We start from the raw sequence: 19314 nt of genomic DNA on the forward strand, positions 1-19314 counted from the left end.
AATTGTAATATTTCTATAAAAGCCTTATCCTCTCTATGGAGAGGTTTATAGTCGTTTTGCACTTATTTGTGAAATCTTTTATTAACTCAAATGTAAAATATGTTTTGAGAATTTTCACAATCTTTGGTATAATATAATTTATGAATAAACTTACTGTTACTCAACAGGCAGAAGAAAAACTAAGAAAGGGCATTCTTTTATTAGATAAAAAGGATTTTGGCGCTCTTTCACTTCAGAATCAATGTGTGGAGCTGCAAAACCGCCAGGGAAAATTTTTAGGCACAGCCTATCTCTCTCCGCAGAATAAAGGAGTAGGCTGGCTGATTTCCCAGAAGAAGGTAGAGCTGAACTCGGATTTTTTTCAAGGTCTCTTTGAGCAGGCTAAGAGCAGACGTTCTACTTATTTTCATTCGTCTGACACGACAGCCTTTCGTCTCTTTAATCAAGAGGGGGATGGCTTCGGTGGCTTCACGGTGGATTTCTACAATGACTTTGCGCTTTTTTCTTGGTACAATGACTTTGTTTTTGCTATCAAGGAGCGGATTCTGACAGCCTTCGTTAAGGTTTTTCCAGAGATTCAGGGAGCTTATGAAAAGATTCGTTTCAAGGGTTTGAACTACGAATCGGCTCATCTCTACGGAGCGGAAGCGCCAGAAACCTTCACAGTCTTGGAGAACGGTGTTCGCTATCAGGTTTTTCTGAATGACGGTCTCATGACCGGTATCTTTCTGGATCAGCACGATGTGCGTGCTAGTCTGGTAGATGGTCTGGCTGCTGGTAAAAGTTTACTCAATATTTTTTCCTATACAGCTGCTTTTTCAGTTGCAGCAGCCATGGGCGGTGCCAGTCAGACAATATCAGTTGATTTGGCCAAGCGCAGCCGTGAGCTGTCAGAGGCTCATTTTCTGGCCAATGGTCTGACACTGGATCAGCATCGCTTTCAGGTGATGGATGTCTTTGATTATTTCAAGTACGCTAAGCGTCACGCTCTAAGCTTTGATGTCATTGTGATAGATCCGCCTAGCTTTGCCAGAAATAAAAAGCGAACATTCTCAGTTGCTAAAGATTATCATCGTTTGGTTGCACAAGCTTTGGAAATCCTGAATCCTCAGGGAATCATGATTTTAAGTACCAATGCAGCCAATCTTTCCAAAAGTAAGTTTAAACAAGAAATTGAAAAAGGCCTTGCCGGCAGAAAGCACCGCTATCTTGCGGAGTATGGCCTGCCAGCAGACTTTGTCTATAATAAAAAAGACGGGAGCAGTAATTACCTCAAGGTATTTACAATAAAGGTGGACCAATGAAATTAGTCGTTTCTGTAATGCCCAAGAGTTTAGAAGAAGCTCAAGAAATTGATGTATCACGCTATGAAGATGCGGATATTATTGAATGGCGGGCAGATTTTCTGGCCAAGGATGACATTTTAAATGTTGCGCCAGCTATTTTTGAAAAATTTGCCGGACGTGAGTTGATTTTCACGCTACGGACCCGTCAGGAAGGCGGAGAAATCGAACTATCCGATGATGAATACGTAGCTCTTATCAAGGAAGTAGCCGGTTTTTACCAGCCGGATTATATCGACTTTGAATATTTCTCTCACAAGGGGAAATTTGAAGAAATGCTTGAGTTTCCTAATCTGGTGCTGAGCTACCATAACTTCGAGGAAACACCGGAAAATATGATGGAAATCCTATCTGAGCTGACTTCTCTGACCCCTAAGGTGGTCAAGATTTCTGTCATGGCTCATAATGAGCAGGATGTGCTGGACTTGATGAACTATACTCGCGGTTTCAAGACTTTAAATCCTGAGCAGGATTTTGTTACTATTTCCATGGGAAAAGTTGGCAAGATTTCACGCATTGCGGCTGATTTGACAGGTTCCAGCTGGTCTTTTGCCAGTCAGGATATGGCGTCAGCACCCGGTCAGATTTCTCTGAGCAATATGAAGAAAATCCAGGAGATTTTGAATGAGAATTAATGGCCACACCCGCATGGCTGCTGTGGTTGCCAAGCCAATTAAGCACAGTATTTCTCCTCTTATTCACAATATGGCTTTTGAAAAGACTGGTGTCAATGGTGTCTATTTAGCTTGGGAAGTAGAAGCGAAGGATCTGCAGGCCAGTATAGAAAATATCCGCAGATTCGATATGTTTGGTGTCAATCTTTCCATGCCCTACAAGCAGGAAGTGATACCTTATCTGGACGAGCTTGATGTCAGCGCCCGCCTTATCGGATCAGTCAATACGGTTGTGAATAAAAATGGAATTTTAGTTGGTTATAACACAGATGGCAAGGGATTTTTTAAGAGCTTGCCTTCTTTTGCTATTCAGGGCAAAAAAATGACAATTTTGGGAGCAGGTGGAGCAGCGACAGCTATTATTGCTCAAGCAGCTTTGGACAATGCAGAGGAAATTTTCGTCTTTACTCGGCAAGCTTCCTATGAGAAGACTGTCAGAAAGATGGCAGCTATCAGCCACCAAACCAAGAGTCGTATCCAGGTACTAACCTTGGAAGATGCGGATAGCTTGCAGGATAAAATCAATCAATCAGACCTTCTGGTAAATGGGACTAGTCTAGGCATGGATGGCATCAGCATGCCCCTGCCTGAAAAGATTGAGCTGCCTAGCCAGATTTTAGTTGCGGATGTTATCTACCAACCTTTTGAAACGCCCTTTCTCAAATGGGCCAGAAATCAAAATGCCACAGCAATCAATGGACTTGGTATGCTGCTCTATCAGGGAGCAGAAGCCTTTGAGCTTTGGACTGGTAAAATCATGCCCAGTCAGGAAATTTGGCAGTGTTTAGAAGAATTGTATAAATAAGGAGGCGCTTATGAAACTGAATGTGAATCTCCCGCATCATCCCTATGATATTCTCATCGAAAAGGGGTCTTTATCTCAGGCTGGAAGTTGGCTGAGTCAGCTTTGGCAGCCTCAAAAGGTAGTCATCGTCACGGACAATCGAGTGGCTAGACTCTATGCGGAAAAGGTCAAGCTGAGCTTGGAAGCGGCTGGGTTTGAGGCCTTTGTCTTTGACTTTTTGGAGGGTGAAGCCAGCAAGAACTTAAAGACGGTCAACAAAGTTTATGAGTTTTTGGTCAAGGTTGGTCTGACCCGCAGTGATGGCATCGTGGCCTTGGGAGGAGGTGTTGTTGGTGATTTGGCAGGCTTTGCCGCTTCGACCTACATGCGGGGTGTGCATTTTGTGCAAATTCCGACCAGTCTGACAGCCCAAGTGGACTCCTCTATCGGTGGTAAGACAGGTGTCAATACGCCTTGGGCCAAGAATATGGTCGGCACTTTTACCCAGCCTGACGGAGTTCTGATTGATCCAGAAGTCTTGCATACTTTGGGTCAGCGGGAACTGATTGAAGGCATGGGCGAGGTGGTCAAGTACGGTTTGATTGAGGACAAGGAACTCTGGAATGAGCTTTCGGAAATGGATGGCAGTCCAGAGTCAATTTTGGAGCATGCCGAAAGCATCATTTACCATTCCTGTGATGTCAAGCGTAAGATTGTGGTCGAGGACGAGCTGGATAATGGTGTTCGCCTTTACCTGAACTTCGGCCATACTATTGGGCACGCTATTGAAGCGACAGCGGGCTATGGAAAAGTCATGCACGGTGAAGCCGTGGCGATTGGCATGGTAGAGGTTTCCCGCGTCGCTGAAAAGAAAGGCCTCATGCCAGCCGGAATTACAGAAGACATCGTCCGTATGTGTCAGAAGTTTGGCTTGCCGGTGGATTATCAGCCTTGGAATGAGAATGCTCTCTATCAGGCCTTGACTCATGATAAGAAGGCTAGAGGCAACTCTATCAAGCTAGTACTGGTGCCTGAGCTGGGTTCGGCTAGTATTCACCAGATTCCGCTGGAAGAGATGAAAGAATTTCTGAAGAAATAAGTGCCAGATGGAGTTTAAGACGATTGGACAGTTTGGATGAAAAAATAGACAGAATGTCCAGTTTTTTCCATCTCAGAATAGGAGAAAATGTATGAGATACTTAACAGCAGGTGAATCGCACGGACCACGTCTGACAGCTATTATTGAGGGAGTGCCGGCTGGTCTTCCTCTGACCGCTGATTATATCAATGCTGAGCTCAAGCGACGCCAGGGTGGGTATGGTCGCGGTGCCCGCATGAAGATTGAGAGCGACCAAGTCGAGATTACGTCTGGGGTTCGGCATGGCTTGACCATGGGCGGCCCGATTACCCTCAATGTCACGAATCTGGATCATCAGAAGTGGCTGGAGATTATGAGCGTGGCAGATGTGGATGAAAAGAAAAAAGGGCTGCGTAAGATTACCAAACCACGCCCTGGCCATGCGGATTTGGTCGGTGGTATGAAATACCGCTTTGACGATTTGCGAAATTCACTTGAGCGTTCTTCTGCCCGCGAAACGACCATGCGTGTAGCAGTCGGAGCGGTAGCCAAGCGTTTGCTGGAAGAAATCGGTGTAGAGGTAGCCAGCCATATCGTGTCCTTTGGTGGTATTGTTATTGATGTGCCGGACGATCTGACTGTAGCAGAGATCAAGGAAAGAGCTGCCCAGTCAGAGGTTTCCATTGTCAATCCCGAGCGCGAAGAAGAAATCAAGGCCTACATTGACCAGATTAAGAAAGACGGAGATACCATCGGTGGTGTCATTGAGACTATCGTTGGTGGTGTGCCGGTCGGTCTGGGCTCCTATGTCCAATGGGACAAGAAGTTGGATGCCAAGATTGCTCAGGGAGTCGTGTCCATCAATGCCTTCAAGGGAGTCGAGTTTGGTGTGGGCTTTGAAGCCGGCCGTCTCAAGGGCAGTCAAGTCATGGATGAAATCCTCTGGTCTGAGGAGGATGGTTTCACTCGCAGAACTAATAATCTAGGCGGCTTTGAGGGCGGTATGACCAATGGTCAGCCAATCGTGGTGCGAGTTGTTATGAAGCCCATTCCAACCCTTTACAAGCCACTGATGAGTGTGGATATTGAGACCCACGAGCCTTATAAGGCGACAGTGGAACGGAGCGATCCTACGGCTCTACCAGCGGCGGGTGTTGTCATGGAAAGCGTGGTGGCAACAGTTTTAGCCACCGAAGTTCTGGAGAAGTTCTCTTCGGACAATCTGGAAGAACTAAAGGATGCGGTAGCTCGCCATCGGGAATTTGTCAAGAACTTTTAAAAGTAAGGAGAAGGGCATGGAGAGAAAAATAGTCTATATCGCAGGTCTGGGACTGATTGGAGCCTCTTTGGCTCTGGGCATCAGGCGAGCTCATCCTGAGATAGAGATTCTTGGCTACAATCGCAGTGAAGAATCGCGCAGAGTTGCCCTGGAGCGGGGAATGGTAGATCGGGTAACGGATGATTTTGCCGCCTTTGCTCCACTGGCTGATGTGATTATTCTGGCTGTGCCCATCAAGCAGACCATAGCATTTATCAAAAATCTAGCAGAGCTGGACCTGAAGGAAAATGTTATCATCTCAGATGCTGGATCGACCAAGGCAGAGATTGTGGCAGCTGCAGAAAAGTATCTGCAGAATAAGCCCGTCCGCTTTGTCGGCGCTCACCCGATGGCCGGAAGTCACAAGACCGGAGCCAAGGCTGCCCATGTCACTCTCTTTGAAAATGCCTATTATATCTTCACCCCCTCTAGCCTGACCAAGCCTGGTACGCTTGAGGAAATGAAAGACTTGCTAAGTGGTCTTCATGCCCGCTTTATCCAGGTGGATGCAGCTGAGCACGACCGAGTGACCAGTCAAATCAGTCATTTTCCGCATATCCTAGCCTCCAGCCTCATGGAGCAAGCGGCAGCTTATAGCCAGGAGCATGAGCTGACCCAATCTTTTGCAGCCGGTGGTTTTCGAGATATGACGCGGATTGCGGAGAGTGAGCCAGGTATGTGGACCTCTATCCTCTTGACCAATCCTCAAGCTATCTTGGAGCGGCTGGAAGATTTTAAAGACCAGTTAGACAAGGTTGCCGCAGCGATTGAGGCCAAGGACGAGACAGCTATCTGGGAATTTTTCGATCGAGGACGGCAGAGCCGCAAGCAGATGGAAATTCATAAGCGTGCCGGTGTAGATAGCTTTTATGACCTTTTTATTGAGGTGCCCGACGAAGAAGATGCGATTTTGGGTATTTTGGAGCTCCTGCGGGGAATTTCAGTCGTCAACATTCGTATCAACGAGGAAAACCGAGAAGATATAAATGGTATTCTGCAAATCACCTTTAAAAATCACCAAGATTTGGAAAAATCTGCTAAAATAGTAAGAGAAAATACGGATTACCTAGTGTCCGTAGACTAATATAGATTGGAGAACTCTATGTCAAATATTTATGATTTAGCCAATGAACTGAGCAGAAATCTGCGTGATTTACCTGAGTACAAGGCAGTTGCAGAAAGCAAGAAAGCAGTGGATGCTGATAGCGAAGCGAAGGCTATTTTTACAGATTATCTGGCTTTCCAGCAGGAGTTGCAACAGCTGGCTCAGACTGGTCAGGTACCGACTCAGGAGGTGCAGGACAAGATGACTTCCTTTGGTGAGAAGATTCAGGGCAATGCTGTTCTTTCTGAATTCTTCAATAAGCAGCAGCAACTGTCCATCTATCTGGCGGACATTGAGCGTATTATCTTTGATCCGGTGCAGGATTTGCTTAAGTAAGCTAATAAAAAAGGAGAATCTGGGCTGAATACCCGGATTTTTTTTGCTTCAGCTAGGATTCCAGAAATTTTAAGAATTTCTGGTCTTTTTATGATAAAATAAGAAGCAACAAAGGAAAGTACGAGGTCATCTATGAAATTATCAACCAATGTAAGAGGCCTGAAGGGCCGTATCCGCGTACCTGGAGATAAGTCTATCAGCCACCGTTCCATTATTTTTGGCAGTTTGGCCAAGGGGGTCACTACTGTTCGCGACATTCTGCGAGGAGAAGATGTGCTGTCCACCATGCAGGTTTTTCGTGACTTAGGCGTGCAGATTGAGGACGATGGAAATCTAGTCAAGATACATGGTGTAGGATTTGAAGGCCTGCAAGCACCGAAAAATAGGCTGGATATGGGCAATTCTGGAACGTCTATCCGCTTGATTTCTGGTGTTTTGGCCGGTCAGGATTTCGAAGCGGAGATGTTTGGTGACGACAGTCTATCCAAGCGGCCTATGGATCGGGTGACCATTCCTCTGCGGCAGATGGGAGTAGAGATTGCTGGTCGGACTGAGCGTGATTTACCACCGCTCAAGATGAAGGGGAGCAGGGAACTGCAGCCTATTCATTATCAGCTGCCAGTGGCTTCTGCTCAGGTTAAGTCGGCCTTGATTTTTGCTGCTTTGCAGGCTCAGGGAGAGTCGGTTATTATTGAAAAGGAAATCACCCGTAATCATACAGAAGATATGATTGCCCAGTTTGGTGGGCAGATTGAGGTCAAGGGCAAGGAAATTCGCATTCAGGGCGGTCAGGAATTCACTGCTCAGGAAGTGACGGTTCCAGGTGACATTTCCAGTGCGGCCTTCTGGCTGGTAGCTGGATTGATTGTGCCGGACTCTAAGATTGTTTTAGAGAATGTCGGCATCAATGAAACTCGTACAGGGATTCTAGAAGTGATAGAGGCTATGGGTGGACGGATGACGCTGTCAGATGTCGATCAAGTAGCCAAGTCTGCAACCATCACCGTTGAGACGTCTGAGCTTAAGGGAACGGAGATTGGTGGCGAGATTATCCCACGCTTGATTGATGAGTTGCCGATTATTGCGCTTCTTGCGACTCAGGCTCAGGGACGGACTGTTATTCGTGATGCAGAGGAGCTCAAGGTCAAAGAAACCGACCGTATCCAGGTAGTGGCAGACGCTCTCAATAGCATGGGCGCAGCTATTAAACCGACGGAAGACGGCATGATTATCGAAGGGAAAACACCTCTACACGGTGCACGGGTCAACACCCTTGGTGACCATCGCATCGGGATGATGACGGCAATTGCTGCTTTGTTGGCTCAAAGCGGTCAGGTAGAACTTGAGCGGTCTGAAGCTATTAAAACCAGCTATCCAAGCTTCTTCAGTGACTTGGAGGGCTTGATGCATGGCTAAGATATTGCTGGGCTTTATGGGAGCCGGGAAATCCACAGTGGCCAGAGGCTTAGCTCAAAACTTTGTCGATATGGATGAACTGCTCTGCCAGCGGTTGGGCATGTCCATCAAGGACTATTTTGATCAGCATGGTGAAGCGGCCTTTCGGGCTGCTGAAGCCCAGCTCTTAGCTGAGCTGATCGATACGGACTTGGTCGTCTCAACCGGCGGCGGTGTAGTCGTCAGCCCTGAAAACCGCAGATTGCTTGCTCAGAATGCTGATAATATCTACCTGAAAGCAGATTTTGAAACGCTCTATCAGCGAATCCAGCAGGATGCTGAGCAGGAGCGGCCCTTGTTCTTAAAACAGAGCAAATCAGACTTGCAGCAGATGTTTGAGCAGCGTAAGGCTTGGTATGAGGAAGTTGCGACCCAGATTGTCGATACGAGGCTCAAAAGCCCGCAGGAAATTATTGAGGAAATTCAATGAAAATAGCATTTTTAGGTCCCAGAGGCTCCTTTTCTCACCATGTAGCCCAAGCTGCCTTTCCCAGCCAGGACTTGGTGCCTTATCAGAATATCACCGAGGTCATGAAGGCTTATGAGGCTAGAGAAGTGGATTACTCGGTTGTTCCGGTGGAAAATTCCATTGAGGGCAGTGTCCATGAGACGCTGGACTATCTCTTTCATCAAGCAGACATTCAGGCGGTGACTGAGATTGTGCACCCCATCAAGCAGCAGCTTTTAGTGACTGATTTAGAAAAGCCAATTGAGAAAATATTTTCTCACCCGCAGGCTATTGCCCAAGGAAAGAAATACATCCGCCAGCATTATCCGCATGCTGCCATTGAGGTAACAGCAAGTACAGCCTATGCAGCTCGTTTTGTGGCAGAACATCCTGAAAAGAATTTTGCGGCTATTGCCCCGCGCACGGCTGCAGCAGAATACGGGCTTAAAGTAGCAGCCAGCGACATTCAGGAAATGGAAGAAAATTATACCCGCTTCTGGATTCTAGGTCATGAGGTGCCAAAGCTTCAACTGGCTAAGACGGGAGACAAGCAGACACTGGCTTTGACCTTACCGGACAATTTGCCAGGTGCTCTCTATAAGGCTTTGTCAACCTTTGCTTGGCGTGGGATTGACCTGACCAAGATTGAGAGCCGGCCTCTAAAAACGGCTCTGGGAGAGTATTTCTTCATTATTGACATTGACAACGAGCAGAAAAAATTGGCGGATTTTGCCTATCAAGAGTTGACAAGTCTTGGAATTACTTATAAAATTTTTGGTAGCTACAGTGTGTTTCTGATTCAGGACAAGTAGCAGTAGATTGGAGAAGAGATGAAGAAACCAGAAAATCTTAGCCATCATGAACAGCTCCGCTTAGATTATCTCTATAAAAATTATTATTATCTAAACGATAAAGAAAAGAAAGAATTTGACTATCTGCGTCAGAAGTCCAAGGGGATTGGCAGTTCAGCCAGTGTGCCGGACCATGACGAGCAGCCGCATACAGTTAGTGACGCCTATGAGCAAGAGTCAGTGGAAATGGATTCTTCTGGCCTCTTGCCCAAGTTCCCTGAGCGTTCTTCTCGCAGCAGAAGAGAAAAGAAGGCGTCGGAAGATCTGGCAGGAGCTGGTCTGGGACAAGACAAGTCCAAGAAACCCCGCAAAAAAATCCGCTTGAAACGGATTCTGCTTTGGGCAGGGATTTTCCTTCTGATGGTCTTGGGCGGCATGATTTTCATGTTTATCAAAGGCTTGACGACAGCTCACACTGGAAATTCTAAACCAGCAGAAACAGAATTTTTTGACGGCAAGGATACTAAGGACGGAGTGAATATCCTCATTCTTGGGACGGATGGCCGGGTTGGTGATGACTCGACTGAGACGCGGACCGACTCCATTATGGTTTTGAATGTTGGTAATAAGGATCACAAGGTGAAATTGGTCAGCTTTATGCGTGATACCCTTATTCACATTGATGGCGTCAGCAATGAGTACACGGATCCGTCGCAGGCAGATTACTATGACCAAAAACTCAATTCTGCCTATACGATTGGGGAGCAAAATCACAACCGTGGTGCAGACTATGTCCGCCAGATGCTCAAAGATAATTTCGATTTGGACATCAAATATTATGCACTGGTGGATTTCCAGACCTTTGCGACAGCTATTGACACGCTTTTCCCAAATGGCGTCAGCATGAATGCCCAGTTCTCAACGATTGATGGGGAGAAAGTGACAGAGGTTGAAGTGCCAGATGACCTGAATATGAAGGACGGTGTGGTACCCAATCAAACAATCAAGGTCGGTCAGCAGCAGATGGACGGTCGGACCTTGCTCAACTACGCTCGCTTCCGTAAGGATGATGAGGGCGACTTTGGCCGGACCCGCCGTCAGCAGGAAGTTTTGACGGCTGTCTTCCAGCAAGTCAAGGATCCGACTAAGCTCTTTACTGGATCAGAGGCTCTTGGTAAGGTCTTTGCCTTGACTTCTACCAATGTGCCTTACAGCTTCCTTTTGACCAATGGTCTCTCTATGGCTGGAGATTCCCGCAATGGGGTTGAGCGCCTGACGATTCCGGAAAATGGTGACTGGGTTGATACCTATGACATGTACGGTGGCCAAGGGCTCTTGATTGACTTTGAAGCCTATAAAGAAAGACTGCAGCAAATGGGTCTCAGATAAGATATATGATATAATGAAAGGTAGGACGATGTTCTGCCTTTTCTTTTAGGAAATGGCAGAGCGATAAAGCAGAAAGAGAAAAATATGTTAAAAAAGAATGATATGATTGAAGTTGAAATCGTGGATTTGAGCCACGAGGGAGTAGGGGTGGCCAAGGCAGAAGGCCTGGTTTTCTTTGTGGAAAATGCCCTGCCGGGTGAGCTCATCCGCATGCGTGTGCTCAAGGTTAACAAAAAAATCGGCTTTGGCAAGGTGGAGGAATTTCTCCGTACTTCAGACCAGCGCAATGAAAATCTTGATATGGCCTATCTGCGTACGGGGATTGCAGACTTGGGGCATCTGAACTACCCAGCCCAGCTGGACTTCAAACGCAAGCAGGTCAAGGACAGTCTCTATAAGATTGCTGGTTTGTCTGATGTAGAGGTGCCGCCGACACTTGGTATGGAGCAGCCGTTGGGCTACCGTAATAAGGCTCAAGTGCCTGTCCGCCGTGTTAATGGCCAGCTGGAAACAGGATTTTTCCGGAAAAATTCCCATGACCTCCTGCCGATTGAAGATTTTTATATTCAGGATCCAGTCATTGACCAAGTTATCCTCTTTACACGTGATTTGTTGCGTCGTTTTGACCTCAAACCTTATGATGAGCAAGAAAAGACTGGACTTATTCGCAATCTGGTAGTCCGCCGCGGCCATTATTCAGGGGAAATTATGGTGATTCTAGTGACAACTCGTCCCAAGATTTTCCGAGTAGAGCAGCTGATGGACCGCTTGACAGAGGCTTTCCCAGCTATTAAGTCCATTATGCAGAATATCAATGATCAGCCGGGCAATGCGATTTTCGGAAAAGACTGGCGAATGCTTTATGGTCAAGACTACATTACCGACCAGATGCTGGGAAATGACTTCCAGATTGCTGCGCCTGCCTTTTACCAGGTTAATACGGAGATGGCAGAAAAGCTCTATCAGACAGCCATTGACTTTTCCGAGCTGACCACAGAAGATGTAGTGCTGGATGCCTACTCTGGCATCGGGACTATCGGTCTATCAGTTGCCAAGCAGGTCAAGCAGGTCTATGGTGTCGAAGTGATCCCAGAAGCTGTCGAAAATAGTCAAAAGAATGCGGCAATCAACGGCATTACCAACGCCAGCTATGTCTGCGCCCCTGCTGAGGAAGCCATCCAAAACTGGCTTAAAGAGGGTATCCAAGCGGATGTCATCCTTGTCGATCCACCACGAAAAGGCCTGACAGAGAGCTTCATCAAAGCCAGCGTCAGCATGGAGCCCCCAAAAATCACTTATATCTCCTGCAATGTCGCAACCATGGCGCGTGATATCAAACTCTATCAAGAATTAGGATATGAGTTGAAGAAAGTACAGCCGGTGGACTTATTTCCTCAAACGCATCATGTTGAGGCGGTATCGCTGCTTGTACGAGCTGAGGTATCAGCGAAGTAGAAGTAGATGCTCCGCCCATGGGATAGGACTCGTAGAATGAGGAGGGAAACCGACGAGATGATACGGAAAATCTGAACCGCTGAGTGTGTAGCTTTGCTGGTGAAAACGTAGGAACATTTTAGAGAAAGTAATTCAAAAATCCTTGTTTGTAAATTTTTGACAGTTCAAAGTATTAGTAATCGAAATAGGTTAATGCGAGTATGAATGAAATTATTATAAGCAATCTAAAGAAAAATTTTCGTGGTAAAGTTGTATTGGACATTCCTAGCTTTGAATCGCATTCAGGAGAGATTGTTTCTATAGTGGGCACCAATGGTGCAGGTAAATCAACTTTCATAAAAATTATCTCTGGCTTAATGTTACAAGACGCAGGTGATGTATTTGTTTTTGGCAGTAAGAATACTTCGAAAGATATTCATAACAATGTCAAGCTTGTACTAGAAAGCGGTAGAGGCTACTATGAATATCTGACGGCAAATCAAAATATTGATTACTTTTTACATCTGAATAAAAGTTCGCGTGATCAGGTTAAGGATGAATTGGAGGATTTATTTAATAAACTAGCTTTCCATCCCTATGTTGATGTCTTGGTGTCCGAATTGTCACAAGGAACGAGACAAAAATTGTCTTTGATTATTGCATTACTTTGTAAGCCAAAAGTATTGTGTTTAGATGAGCCAACCAATGGTCTGGATGTCATTGCCAAAAAGCAGTTTGCGAAATTGTTACTAACTCTCAGCCAAGAAAAAGGAACCATTGTTCTCATGACGACTCATGATATCTATTTTGCAAAAGAAATATCAACAAGAATTTGTATCATGCGTAGCGGGAGAATAATACAGCAAGGTAGTTTCTCAGAAATCTTTGGGAAAAATACTAGGTGGGTTAAATATAGAATTGGTATTTCAAACTCTGATAAAGATGCTTTTGAGAGATTGTTTCCTGATTTATCTTATCAAGTAGAAAATAAAAGATTGATTGTTGAAGTGAAAGATAGTCAGGTAAAAAATAATATCTTTAATAATTTTGAGATGATATTTTTTGAAGAAGTTGAAGAAAGCATCGAAGAAATATTGTATGAGGTTATCAATGATGATTAAAGAAATAAGAAGGGAGTTAAAGAGACAGCTGCAAGAGATGATGCAGTTTAAATTCAATTTATTTTTTTCAAATTTTGGAATTTTGATAATGGTTTCAGCTTATCTTCAATACTTTAAAGATACGCAAAGTAAATTTTTATTGTTATGTTTATTATTTACTTGGTATTTTACGAGTCATAGTATTACGCACCCAACTTTTTTTATTGAGGATGACCTTTATGATAGAACTTTGATAAGTGTAATCCAGAGCAGTAAGAGTGTTTTTCATGTCTTAATGTTTAAAATTATTGTTCAGATATTGGTGGATCTAGTTAAAGCCATACCTATATTTATCGTTTTATCCACGCTTAATGATATTGATTTTCCGGATAGTATTTTAAAGTTAGTTGGAAACCTGGCTGCATGTATGCTAACTGTTATTAGCATATATGGTTTGGGTTTTTTCCTATCAAGTCTCTGCTTCATTTTTAATCGTACTTCTAGCATTACATCGTTAATTTCTTATTTCATGCTGTATTTTACTGGCATACTAACACCGCTAGGTGGTTTATTTGGCTTTATAGGAAAGCTTTTCCCTTACTATGCCTTGAGAAATTTTATTATTTCTCCGTCCTACCAGAGTATCTTTTTTATTATAGTCTATTGTGCAGTATATTGGTCAGCTGGAACTTTCCTATTTTTCACTTTATTGAACATTGCTAAAAAAAGAGGGAGCCTTTTCCATGTTTAGTGAATTAAGAAGATATTTCAATTATAGAGTTCGATACACGTTTGATAGTATTTGCGAAGTGATTTATTCCATGATTTTTATTACAGGAATCATTATTATTTTCAATAGTGATAAACCGATAAATCTACTCTATTTTTTTATTTATTATTCTATAACTAATGTGATATTGCTTGCTAATGAGGAGTTGGAATTTGAAATTCGCACTAATCAATATACAAATATCAAAACAACTAGACGGACACCAATGATGATTTATATTGCTAGATCAACAACTTATTTTATTTGGTCGACACTCATTTTTTTGATTTCAATCATTCTATCGCATCTGTTTTTTAATGGAAAATTTTTTATGCCCTCATTACATTTAGTGGATTTGATTTTGATGTCAATACTTAATTATGCTGTATTTTTTGTCTTATATACCATGGCAATTAAGTTAACAGAACGCTTTAAACGAGTATCCGTCCTATTGAATTTATTTAATACCATAATGTTATTTTATTCTGGACTAGTATTTCCTGCTCCCTTTGTTAGCTATGCAGATGTGTTGGATATATTTTTGAATAAAAAATAAAAGTAAATTGATATGTTTAGAACTAGTTATTTAAGTCTTTTTCGAAAGATTATAAAGTAGCAGCCCTACGTTTAATGCTTTCATTCAAATATTCAGGCTCCTATTTTATCCCCGTTTAGATAAAAAAAGACCATCTAAGTTGGTAAATAACTTCAGGAGGTTTATACACTATGCTTAGATCCTATGTGACTAAAAAGTATTTATTCTTCTATTTTGTTGCGATTATGATTACTTGGCTGGAGGCTGTCATTACACCAGCTTTGATTCAGTATATTGTCTCTAGTTTTACCAATCACCAGTTGCATTTGCTGTGGCAGGTCTTGACTTGGGGGATTGTGGGGAATTTGATTCTCTTGCTAGGTTTGGCGGGGAAACGCTATTACTATGCACGAGTGCTGACGGACTTCAAGTTGGGGATTAAGCAGGCTATCTTTCAAACTTTCTTATATAGCCGTCGGATAGCAGATGAAGAGGTTTTGTCCGACCTGGAAAATGATGTGAAACAGCTAGAAGATAACTATATTGAGCCGACTGTCATTATCATTTCTTCTTTGGGATTTACAACCGTCTCCATCTCTTATGCTCTCTGGACAAATTTCTATCTCGGCTTGCTCTTTATCATTTTTTATTCGATACCTGTTCTTTGTAGTAGCATAGGTTCCAAGCGCTTGGATGCGATTACTAAGCAGAAGTCCCTAGCTAACCAAGGCTATGTCTCCCAAGTGACCAACATGATTGCGGGTGCTCGTTCCATACGGCATTATCAGGGACAAAGCATGTTTTACAAACTGTTTTCCAAAGATTTACACAAGGCTTTAGAGCAAGAAGTCGCCTATGAAAAGCAGCGGACGCTAAACAGTCTCCTTATCAATGGGATTGATGCTTTTTGTTCGGTTGCGCCGATTGTCATTGGTGGTTTCATGACCTATTATAACTACCTATCTGCAGCCAGCTTTGTTGGGATTTACCTAGTATCGCACAATATCGGCTACCAATTTCAGGAGCTATCTTATTTTATCAATACTAGAAAATCAGCCAAGTCTCTCTGTGATAAATATCAAAAACTGCTGGGAGAGGAGTTGACAATGCTTTCTGTTCTTGAAGGTTCCATCTTTCCTATCCAGCTAGAGCAGGTTAGTGTAGAGCGTGATGGTCAAGAAATCCTAGCCCCTTGCGACTTTACCATTGAGGAAGGGGAAAAAATTGCCATTATCGGAGAAAGTGGGTCTGGGAAAACAACCTTACTGAACCTCATTTATGGAGAAATCAAGCCTAATCAAGGTCGGATTCGCTACCATGGACAAGAGCCAAGTTCGGATGAACTGTATCAGGCAGGAGCCTACATTCTCCAGTCCAGTCATGTCTTTGATGGTTTGAGCCTAGAGGAAAATATCGCTTTGGGACAAGAATTGGATTCCAGAAGGATGGAAGAGATTCTGCAGCAAACCGGATTGAAAGCTCTCCAAGGCAAAACACCCAGCAATCAAACCCTGTCCGGTGGTGAGAAGCAGCGGTTAGAAATTGCCCGCGCGCTCTATCACAATCGCCAATTTATCCTGGCTGATGAGGTCAAAGCCAATCTGGATCTTAAAAACCAAGAGAAAATCAGTCAGCTTCTCTTCTCTCTCCCACAAGCAGTCGTAGAAGTGATTCATCACTATAGCGAAGAGGACTTGAAGTGCTATGATAAGGTGATAAAATTGGAGAGAAGTAGATATGTGGTTGAAAATAAGTAGATGTATATTATTGTAATCTGAGAAAAATAGAAATTAACAGAAACCTTGTTATAGATCTTTTGCATACGCATATTATTGATTCTGGTTCGTGCCTATGTTTATTTGTAAAAAGCTATAAAGAATGTTATTTTTCTAAGATACACACTGGAAAATTTAAAAAAATAACCGATGTTGTTGGAGTACTATTTGAACAATCATTTGTATTTTCGGATAGGAACAGGTATAAATAATAAATAGGGAGTAAATAGTATGAATACTGTCGATTTGATTATTGATTCGTCAATAAAATTTTTCAATGATTTAAAAGCAGACGAACATGGTCGATATCGTTCGTGGGAGCACTGTTATTCACATTTTATAAATGCTCGAAAGAATAACAATGTAAATGTTGATTATTTAAGCTTACAACTTGCGTTTTATTTAGCAAGCTGGGGGATGTATCGAGGTTCATCGTTTTTACTGCAAAAGGATTATAGAGTTCATATACCAGTAGTGAAAGAATTGTTAAGAAAAAAATATAATCCTTTAGCTGGGATAGAATGTACAGATTTTAGAGAGGTGTATAATCAGAAATTGCTACTAGAGATTAATGCATTTTTAAATGAATATTACGATAAGATTAGACGCGAAGTCAAAGGGATAGAACTGAAAAACAAATTATCAGATACGCTCATTACAAAAATTCTCATGGGTACACTTGGGTGTGTACCTGCATATGATAGATACTTCATTGATGGTATAAAAAAGCAGAAGATTGCAACGGGAAATTATAATATTAAATCCATTTTGCAGCTTGTAGAATTCTATGAAAAATATAGTGAACAGCTAGAATCTGTTAGAGAAAAAATGAAGGTGGCTGATATGCTCTATCCGCAGATGAAAATACTTGATATGGGATTTTGGCAGGTAGGGTTTGACTTTGATAGAAATAAGTAACACTAGAATTGAATTTATTAAACAACAATAATCTTAAGACTTATCTGGTTGTTAGATTCAGCAAAAGTGAGTTAGATGACTTGATTTAGAAAAGTAAGGAATCTTTCTAAAAACTTGAATAGCTAAAAGGCCTTGTCCTCAAGGCTTTTTAATATTCCCTGCTATACCTCCTATTCCCAAACTTGAACAATAGCTTGCAATCATTTTTTTAAAATAGTATACTAGGGCTAACTATGGAATCGTTTGCATAAAGTTGCGATGAGTTTAAACAGTGAAATCTAGGAGTTGAAAAGTATGGAATTAACAGCTATTTATCACAGACCGGAGTCGGAGTATGCCTACCTTTATAAAGAAGGTAAAGTGCATATCAGAATTAGGACTAAGAAAGAGGATGTAGAGAAAATCGTTTTGCACTATGGGGATCCTTTTATTTTTCTTGAGGATTCTTATGAAGATGTGAAAGAGATGGTCAAGGTGACCTCTGATGCCTTATTTGATTATTGGCAAGTAGCTGTCTCTGTGCGCTTTGCTAGGCTCCAGTATCTTTTTGAGCTTGAGGATAAAGAAGGTCAAAGCATCTTGTATGGAGATAAAGGTTTCACTGACAATAGTCCAGAAAACCTTACTTTGGAGGGCAATGGTTTTAAACTTCCTTATATTCATGAGATTGATGGTTGCCAGATTCCTGAATGGGTTTCAAAAACGGTCTGGTATCAGATTTTTCCAGAACGATTTGCTAATGGAAATGCTGAACTTACACCAGAAGGAGCTCTAGATTGGGATTCGTCTATCACGCCTAAAACTACGGATTTCTTTGGTGGAGATTTACAGGGGATTATTGACCATCTGGATTATTTGCAAGGCTTAGGGATTACAGGACTTTATCTTTGCCCTATCTTTGAATCTCCAAGTAATCACAAGTACAATACGACAGATTACTTTGAAATTGATCAACACTTTGGGGACAAGGAGACTTTCCGTCAACTGGTGGAGCAAGCTCATCTGCGTGGCATGAAGGTCATGCTGGATGCAGTTTTCAATCATATTGGCGATCAATCCACTCAATGGCAGGATGTTCTCAAGCATGGTGAAAATTCAGCTTACCAAGACTGGTTCCACATTCAGGAGTTCCCAGTGACGAATGACAAACTTGTGAATCCCAAAGAACTGCCTTATCATACCTTTGCCTTTGCCAGCTATATGCCTAAGTTAAATACGGCAAATCCTGAGGTGAAAGACTATCTCTTAAGCGTTGCGACCTATTGGATTGAACATTTTGATATTGATGCTTGGCGGCTGGACGTGGCCAATGAGGTCGATCACCAATTTTGGCGTGATTTTCGGAAGGCAGTTTTGGCCAAAAAGCCTGACCTTTATATTCTTGGAGAAGTTTGGCATACCTCTCAGCCTTGGTTAAATGGAGATGAGTTTCACGCGGTCATGAACTATCCTCTATCCGATAGTATCAAGTACTACTTTTTGAGCAGGAGCAAGAAGATCAGTCAATTCATATCTGAGATTAACTGCCAGTCCATGTACTACAAGCAGCAGATTTCTGAGGTCATGTTCAATCTCTTGGATTCGCATGATACAGAGCGGATTTTGGCGACTGCCAAGGGTGATATCCAGCTTGTCAAATCCGCACTCGCCTTTCTTTTTTTACAAAGGGGGACGCCTTGTATTTATTATGGGACTGAGCTAGAATTGGGCGGAGGTATGGACCCGGATTGTAGACGGGTCATGCCTTGGGACCAGGTTTCCAATGACAATGATATGTTTAATTTTATGAAGAACTTGATTCAGCTTCGCAAGGAAACTGCGGACATTATTCAGCATGGGAAATTTACCCTAGAAGAAATCGCTCCTGATGTGCTGGCTTTAGAGTGGGAACACAATCATCAAGTAATCCGAGCTGTTTTTAATCAGTCCAAAGAGAATTATCTATTAGACAGAGATTCAGCTGATTTGGTGAGTCATTGCCAAACTGATGACCAGCAACTTGTCATCTTACCAAAGGGGTTTGTAGTTTACTGTGATGAGTCTAAAAAGTAATGGAGTAGAA

Annotated in this window: 18 protein-coding genes; all 18 read left to right on the forward strand. The window is 43.0% G+C overall.

What is annotated here, in order from left to right:
- Positions 1-140 precede the first annotated feature (140 nt).
- The 18 genes from J1C91_RS04405 to J1C91_RS04490 all read left to right on the forward strand — a co-directional run bounded on the left by J1C91_RS04405 (position 141) and on the right by J1C91_RS04490 (position 19304).
- Complete coding sequence (locus J1C91_RS04405; RefSeq protein WP_002904889.1) at positions 141-1304, forward strand: class I SAM-dependent rRNA methyltransferase; 1164 nt, start codon at positions 141-143, stop codon at positions 1302-1304.
- Positions 1301-1978 carry a type I 3-dehydroquinate dehydratase gene (aroD, locus tag J1C91_RS04410; RefSeq protein WP_002909382.1) on the forward strand — a complete coding sequence of 226 codons (678 nt, stop codon included), beginning with the start codon at positions 1301-1303 and terminating at the stop codon, positions 1976-1978. The genes J1C91_RS04405 and aroD overlap by 4 nt, the downstream gene beginning before the upstream one ends.
- On the forward strand, positions 1968-2822 hold the full coding sequence (locus tag J1C91_RS04415; RefSeq protein WP_002909383.1) for a shikimate dehydrogenase: 855 nt from the start codon (positions 1968-1970) through the stop codon (positions 2820-2822). Before aroD ends, J1C91_RS04415 begins: the two co-directional genes overlap by 11 nt.
- 10 nt (positions 2823-2832) lie before the next feature.
- On the forward strand, positions 2833-3900 hold the full coding sequence (aroB, locus tag J1C91_RS04420) for a 3-dehydroquinate synthase (RefSeq protein ID WP_002909384.1): 1068 nt from the start codon (positions 2833-2835) through the stop codon (positions 3898-3900).
- Between the two features lie 91 nt (positions 3901-3991).
- Positions 3992-5158, forward strand: a complete 1167-nt coding sequence (aroC, locus tag J1C91_RS04425; RefSeq protein WP_002909385.1) for a chorismate synthase — start codon at positions 3992-3994, stop codon at positions 5156-5158.
- Positions 5159-5174: 16 nt separating this feature from the next.
- Complete coding sequence (locus tag J1C91_RS04430; protein WP_032912425.1) at positions 5175-6281, forward strand: prephenate dehydrogenase; 1107 nt, start codon at positions 5175-5177, stop codon at positions 6279-6281.
- An 18-nt stretch (positions 6282-6299) separates the two neighbouring features.
- Positions 6300-6638 (forward strand): YlbF/YmcA family competence regulator, encoded by a 339-nt coding sequence (locus tag J1C91_RS04435; protein WP_002895097.1) that lies wholly within the window; start codon positions 6300-6302, stop codon positions 6636-6638.
- A 132-nt stretch (positions 6639-6770) separates the two neighbouring features.
- Positions 6771-8054 (forward strand): 3-phosphoshikimate 1-carboxyvinyltransferase, encoded by a 1284-nt coding sequence (gene aroA / locus J1C91_RS04440; RefSeq protein ID WP_002909387.1) that lies wholly within the window; start codon positions 6771-6773, stop codon positions 8052-8054.
- Complete coding sequence (locus tag J1C91_RS04445) at positions 8047-8523, forward strand: shikimate kinase (protein WP_002909388.1); 477 nt, start codon at positions 8047-8049, stop codon at positions 8521-8523. Before aroA ends, J1C91_RS04445 begins: the two co-directional genes overlap by 8 nt.
- Positions 8520-9353 (forward strand): prephenate dehydratase, encoded by an 834-nt coding sequence (pheA, locus tag J1C91_RS04450; RefSeq protein ID WP_002909389.1) that lies wholly within the window; start codon positions 8520-8522, stop codon positions 9351-9353. The genes J1C91_RS04445 and pheA overlap by 4 nt, the downstream gene beginning before the upstream one ends.
- 18 nt (positions 9354-9371) lie before the next feature.
- Positions 9372-10721, forward strand: a complete 1350-nt coding sequence (locus J1C91_RS04455) for an LCP family protein (RefSeq protein ID WP_002909390.1) — start codon at positions 9372-9374, stop codon at positions 10719-10721.
- Between the two features lie 84 nt (positions 10722-10805).
- Positions 10806-12176 (forward strand): 23S rRNA (uracil(1939)-C(5))-methyltransferase RlmD, encoded by a 1371-nt coding sequence (rlmD, locus tag J1C91_RS04460; RefSeq protein WP_002909391.1) that lies wholly within the window; start codon positions 10806-10808, stop codon positions 12174-12176.
- A 200-nt stretch (positions 12177-12376) separates the two neighbouring features.
- Positions 12377-13276 (forward strand): ABC transporter ATP-binding protein, encoded by a 900-nt coding sequence (locus tag J1C91_RS04465; RefSeq protein WP_002909392.1) that lies wholly within the window; start codon positions 12377-12379, stop codon positions 13274-13276.
- On the forward strand, positions 13266-14006 hold the full coding sequence (locus J1C91_RS04470) for an ABC transporter permease (protein WP_002909393.1): 741 nt from the start codon (positions 13266-13268) through the stop codon (positions 14004-14006). Before J1C91_RS04465 ends, J1C91_RS04470 begins: the two co-directional genes overlap by 11 nt.
- Positions 13999-14580 carry an ABC transporter permease gene (locus J1C91_RS04475; RefSeq protein WP_002909396.1) on the forward strand — a complete coding sequence of 194 codons (582 nt, stop codon included), beginning with the start codon at positions 13999-14001 and terminating at the stop codon, positions 14578-14580. Before J1C91_RS04470 ends, J1C91_RS04475 begins: the two co-directional genes overlap by 8 nt.
- A gap of 170 nt (positions 14581-14750) precedes the next feature.
- Positions 14751-16316: a streptosactin export ABC transporter GggC gene (gggC, locus tag J1C91_RS04480; RefSeq protein WP_002909397.1), complete on the forward strand. Its 1566-nt coding sequence runs from the start codon at positions 14751-14753 to the stop codon at positions 16314-16316.
- Between the two features lie 249 nt (positions 16317-16565).
- Positions 16566-17252 (forward strand): hypothetical protein, encoded by a 687-nt coding sequence (locus J1C91_RS04485; protein WP_002909398.1) that lies wholly within the window; start codon positions 16566-16568, stop codon positions 17250-17252.
- A gap of 294 nt (positions 17253-17546) precedes the next feature.
- Entirely contained in the window at positions 17547-19304 is a 1758-nt protein-coding gene (locus J1C91_RS04490; RefSeq protein ID WP_002909399.1) for a glycoside hydrolase family 13 protein, read from the forward strand.
- Positions 19305-19314 lie beyond the last annotated feature (10 nt).

It is taken from the genome of Streptococcus sanguinis (assembly GCF_050222175.1).
In the GTDB taxonomy this organism is placed as follows: domain Bacteria; phylum Bacillota; class Bacilli; order Lactobacillales; family Streptococcaceae; genus Streptococcus; species Streptococcus sanguinis_M.

What these genes read in the sequence shown, in the direction of transcription:
- J1C91_RS04405 (WP_002904889.1), top strand. Translation starts at nt 141, where the DNA reads ATGAATAAACTTACTGTTACTCAACAGGCAGAAGAAAAACTAAGAAAG.
- aroD (WP_002909382.1), top strand. Translation starts at nt 1,301, where the DNA reads ATGAAATTAGTCGTTTCTGTAATGCCCAAGAGTTTAGAAGAAGCTCAA.
- J1C91_RS04415 (WP_002909383.1), top strand. Translation starts at nt 1,968, where the DNA reads ATGAGAATTAATGGCCACACCCGCATGGCTGCTGTGGTTGCCAAGCCA.
- aroB (WP_002909384.1), top strand. Translation starts at nt 2,833, where the DNA reads ATGAAACTGAATGTGAATCTCCCGCATCATCCCTATGATATTCTCATC.
- aroC (WP_002909385.1), top strand. Translation starts at nt 3,992, where the DNA reads ATGAGATACTTAACAGCAGGTGAATCGCACGGACCACGTCTGACAGCT.
- J1C91_RS04430 (WP_032912425.1), top strand. Translation starts at nt 5,175, where the DNA reads ATGGAGAGAAAAATAGTCTATATCGCAGGTCTGGGACTGATTGGAGCC.
- J1C91_RS04435 (WP_002895097.1), top strand. Translation starts at nt 6,300, where the DNA reads ATGTCAAATATTTATGATTTAGCCAATGAACTGAGCAGAAATCTGCGT.
- aroA (WP_002909387.1), top strand. Translation starts at nt 6,771, where the DNA reads ATGAAATTATCAACCAATGTAAGAGGCCTGAAGGGCCGTATCCGCGTA.
- J1C91_RS04445 (WP_002909388.1), top strand. Translation starts at nt 8,047, where the DNA reads ATGGCTAAGATATTGCTGGGCTTTATGGGAGCCGGGAAATCCACAGTG.
- pheA (WP_002909389.1), top strand. Translation starts at nt 8,520, where the DNA reads ATGAAAATAGCATTTTTAGGTCCCAGAGGCTCCTTTTCTCACCATGTA.
- J1C91_RS04455 (WP_002909390.1), top strand. Translation starts at nt 9,372, where the DNA reads ATGAAGAAACCAGAAAATCTTAGCCATCATGAACAGCTCCGCTTAGAT.
- rlmD (WP_002909391.1), top strand. Translation starts at nt 10,806, where the DNA reads ATGTTAAAAAAGAATGATATGATTGAAGTTGAAATCGTGGATTTGAGC.
- J1C91_RS04465 (WP_002909392.1), top strand. Translation starts at nt 12,377, where the DNA reads ATGAATGAAATTATTATAAGCAATCTAAAGAAAAATTTTCGTGGTAAA.
- J1C91_RS04470 (WP_002909393.1), top strand. Translation starts at nt 13,266, where the DNA reads ATGATGATTAAAGAAATAAGAAGGGAGTTAAAGAGACAGCTGCAAGAG.
- J1C91_RS04475 (WP_002909396.1), top strand. Translation starts at nt 13,999, where the DNA reads ATGTTTAGTGAATTAAGAAGATATTTCAATTATAGAGTTCGATACACG.
- gggC (WP_002909397.1), top strand. Translation starts at nt 14,751, where the DNA reads ATGCTTAGATCCTATGTGACTAAAAAGTATTTATTCTTCTATTTTGTT.
- J1C91_RS04485 (WP_002909398.1), top strand. Translation starts at nt 16,566, where the DNA reads ATGAATACTGTCGATTTGATTATTGATTCGTCAATAAAATTTTTCAAT.
- J1C91_RS04490 (WP_002909399.1), top strand. Translation starts at nt 17,547, where the DNA reads ATGGAATTAACAGCTATTTATCACAGACCGGAGTCGGAGTATGCCTAC.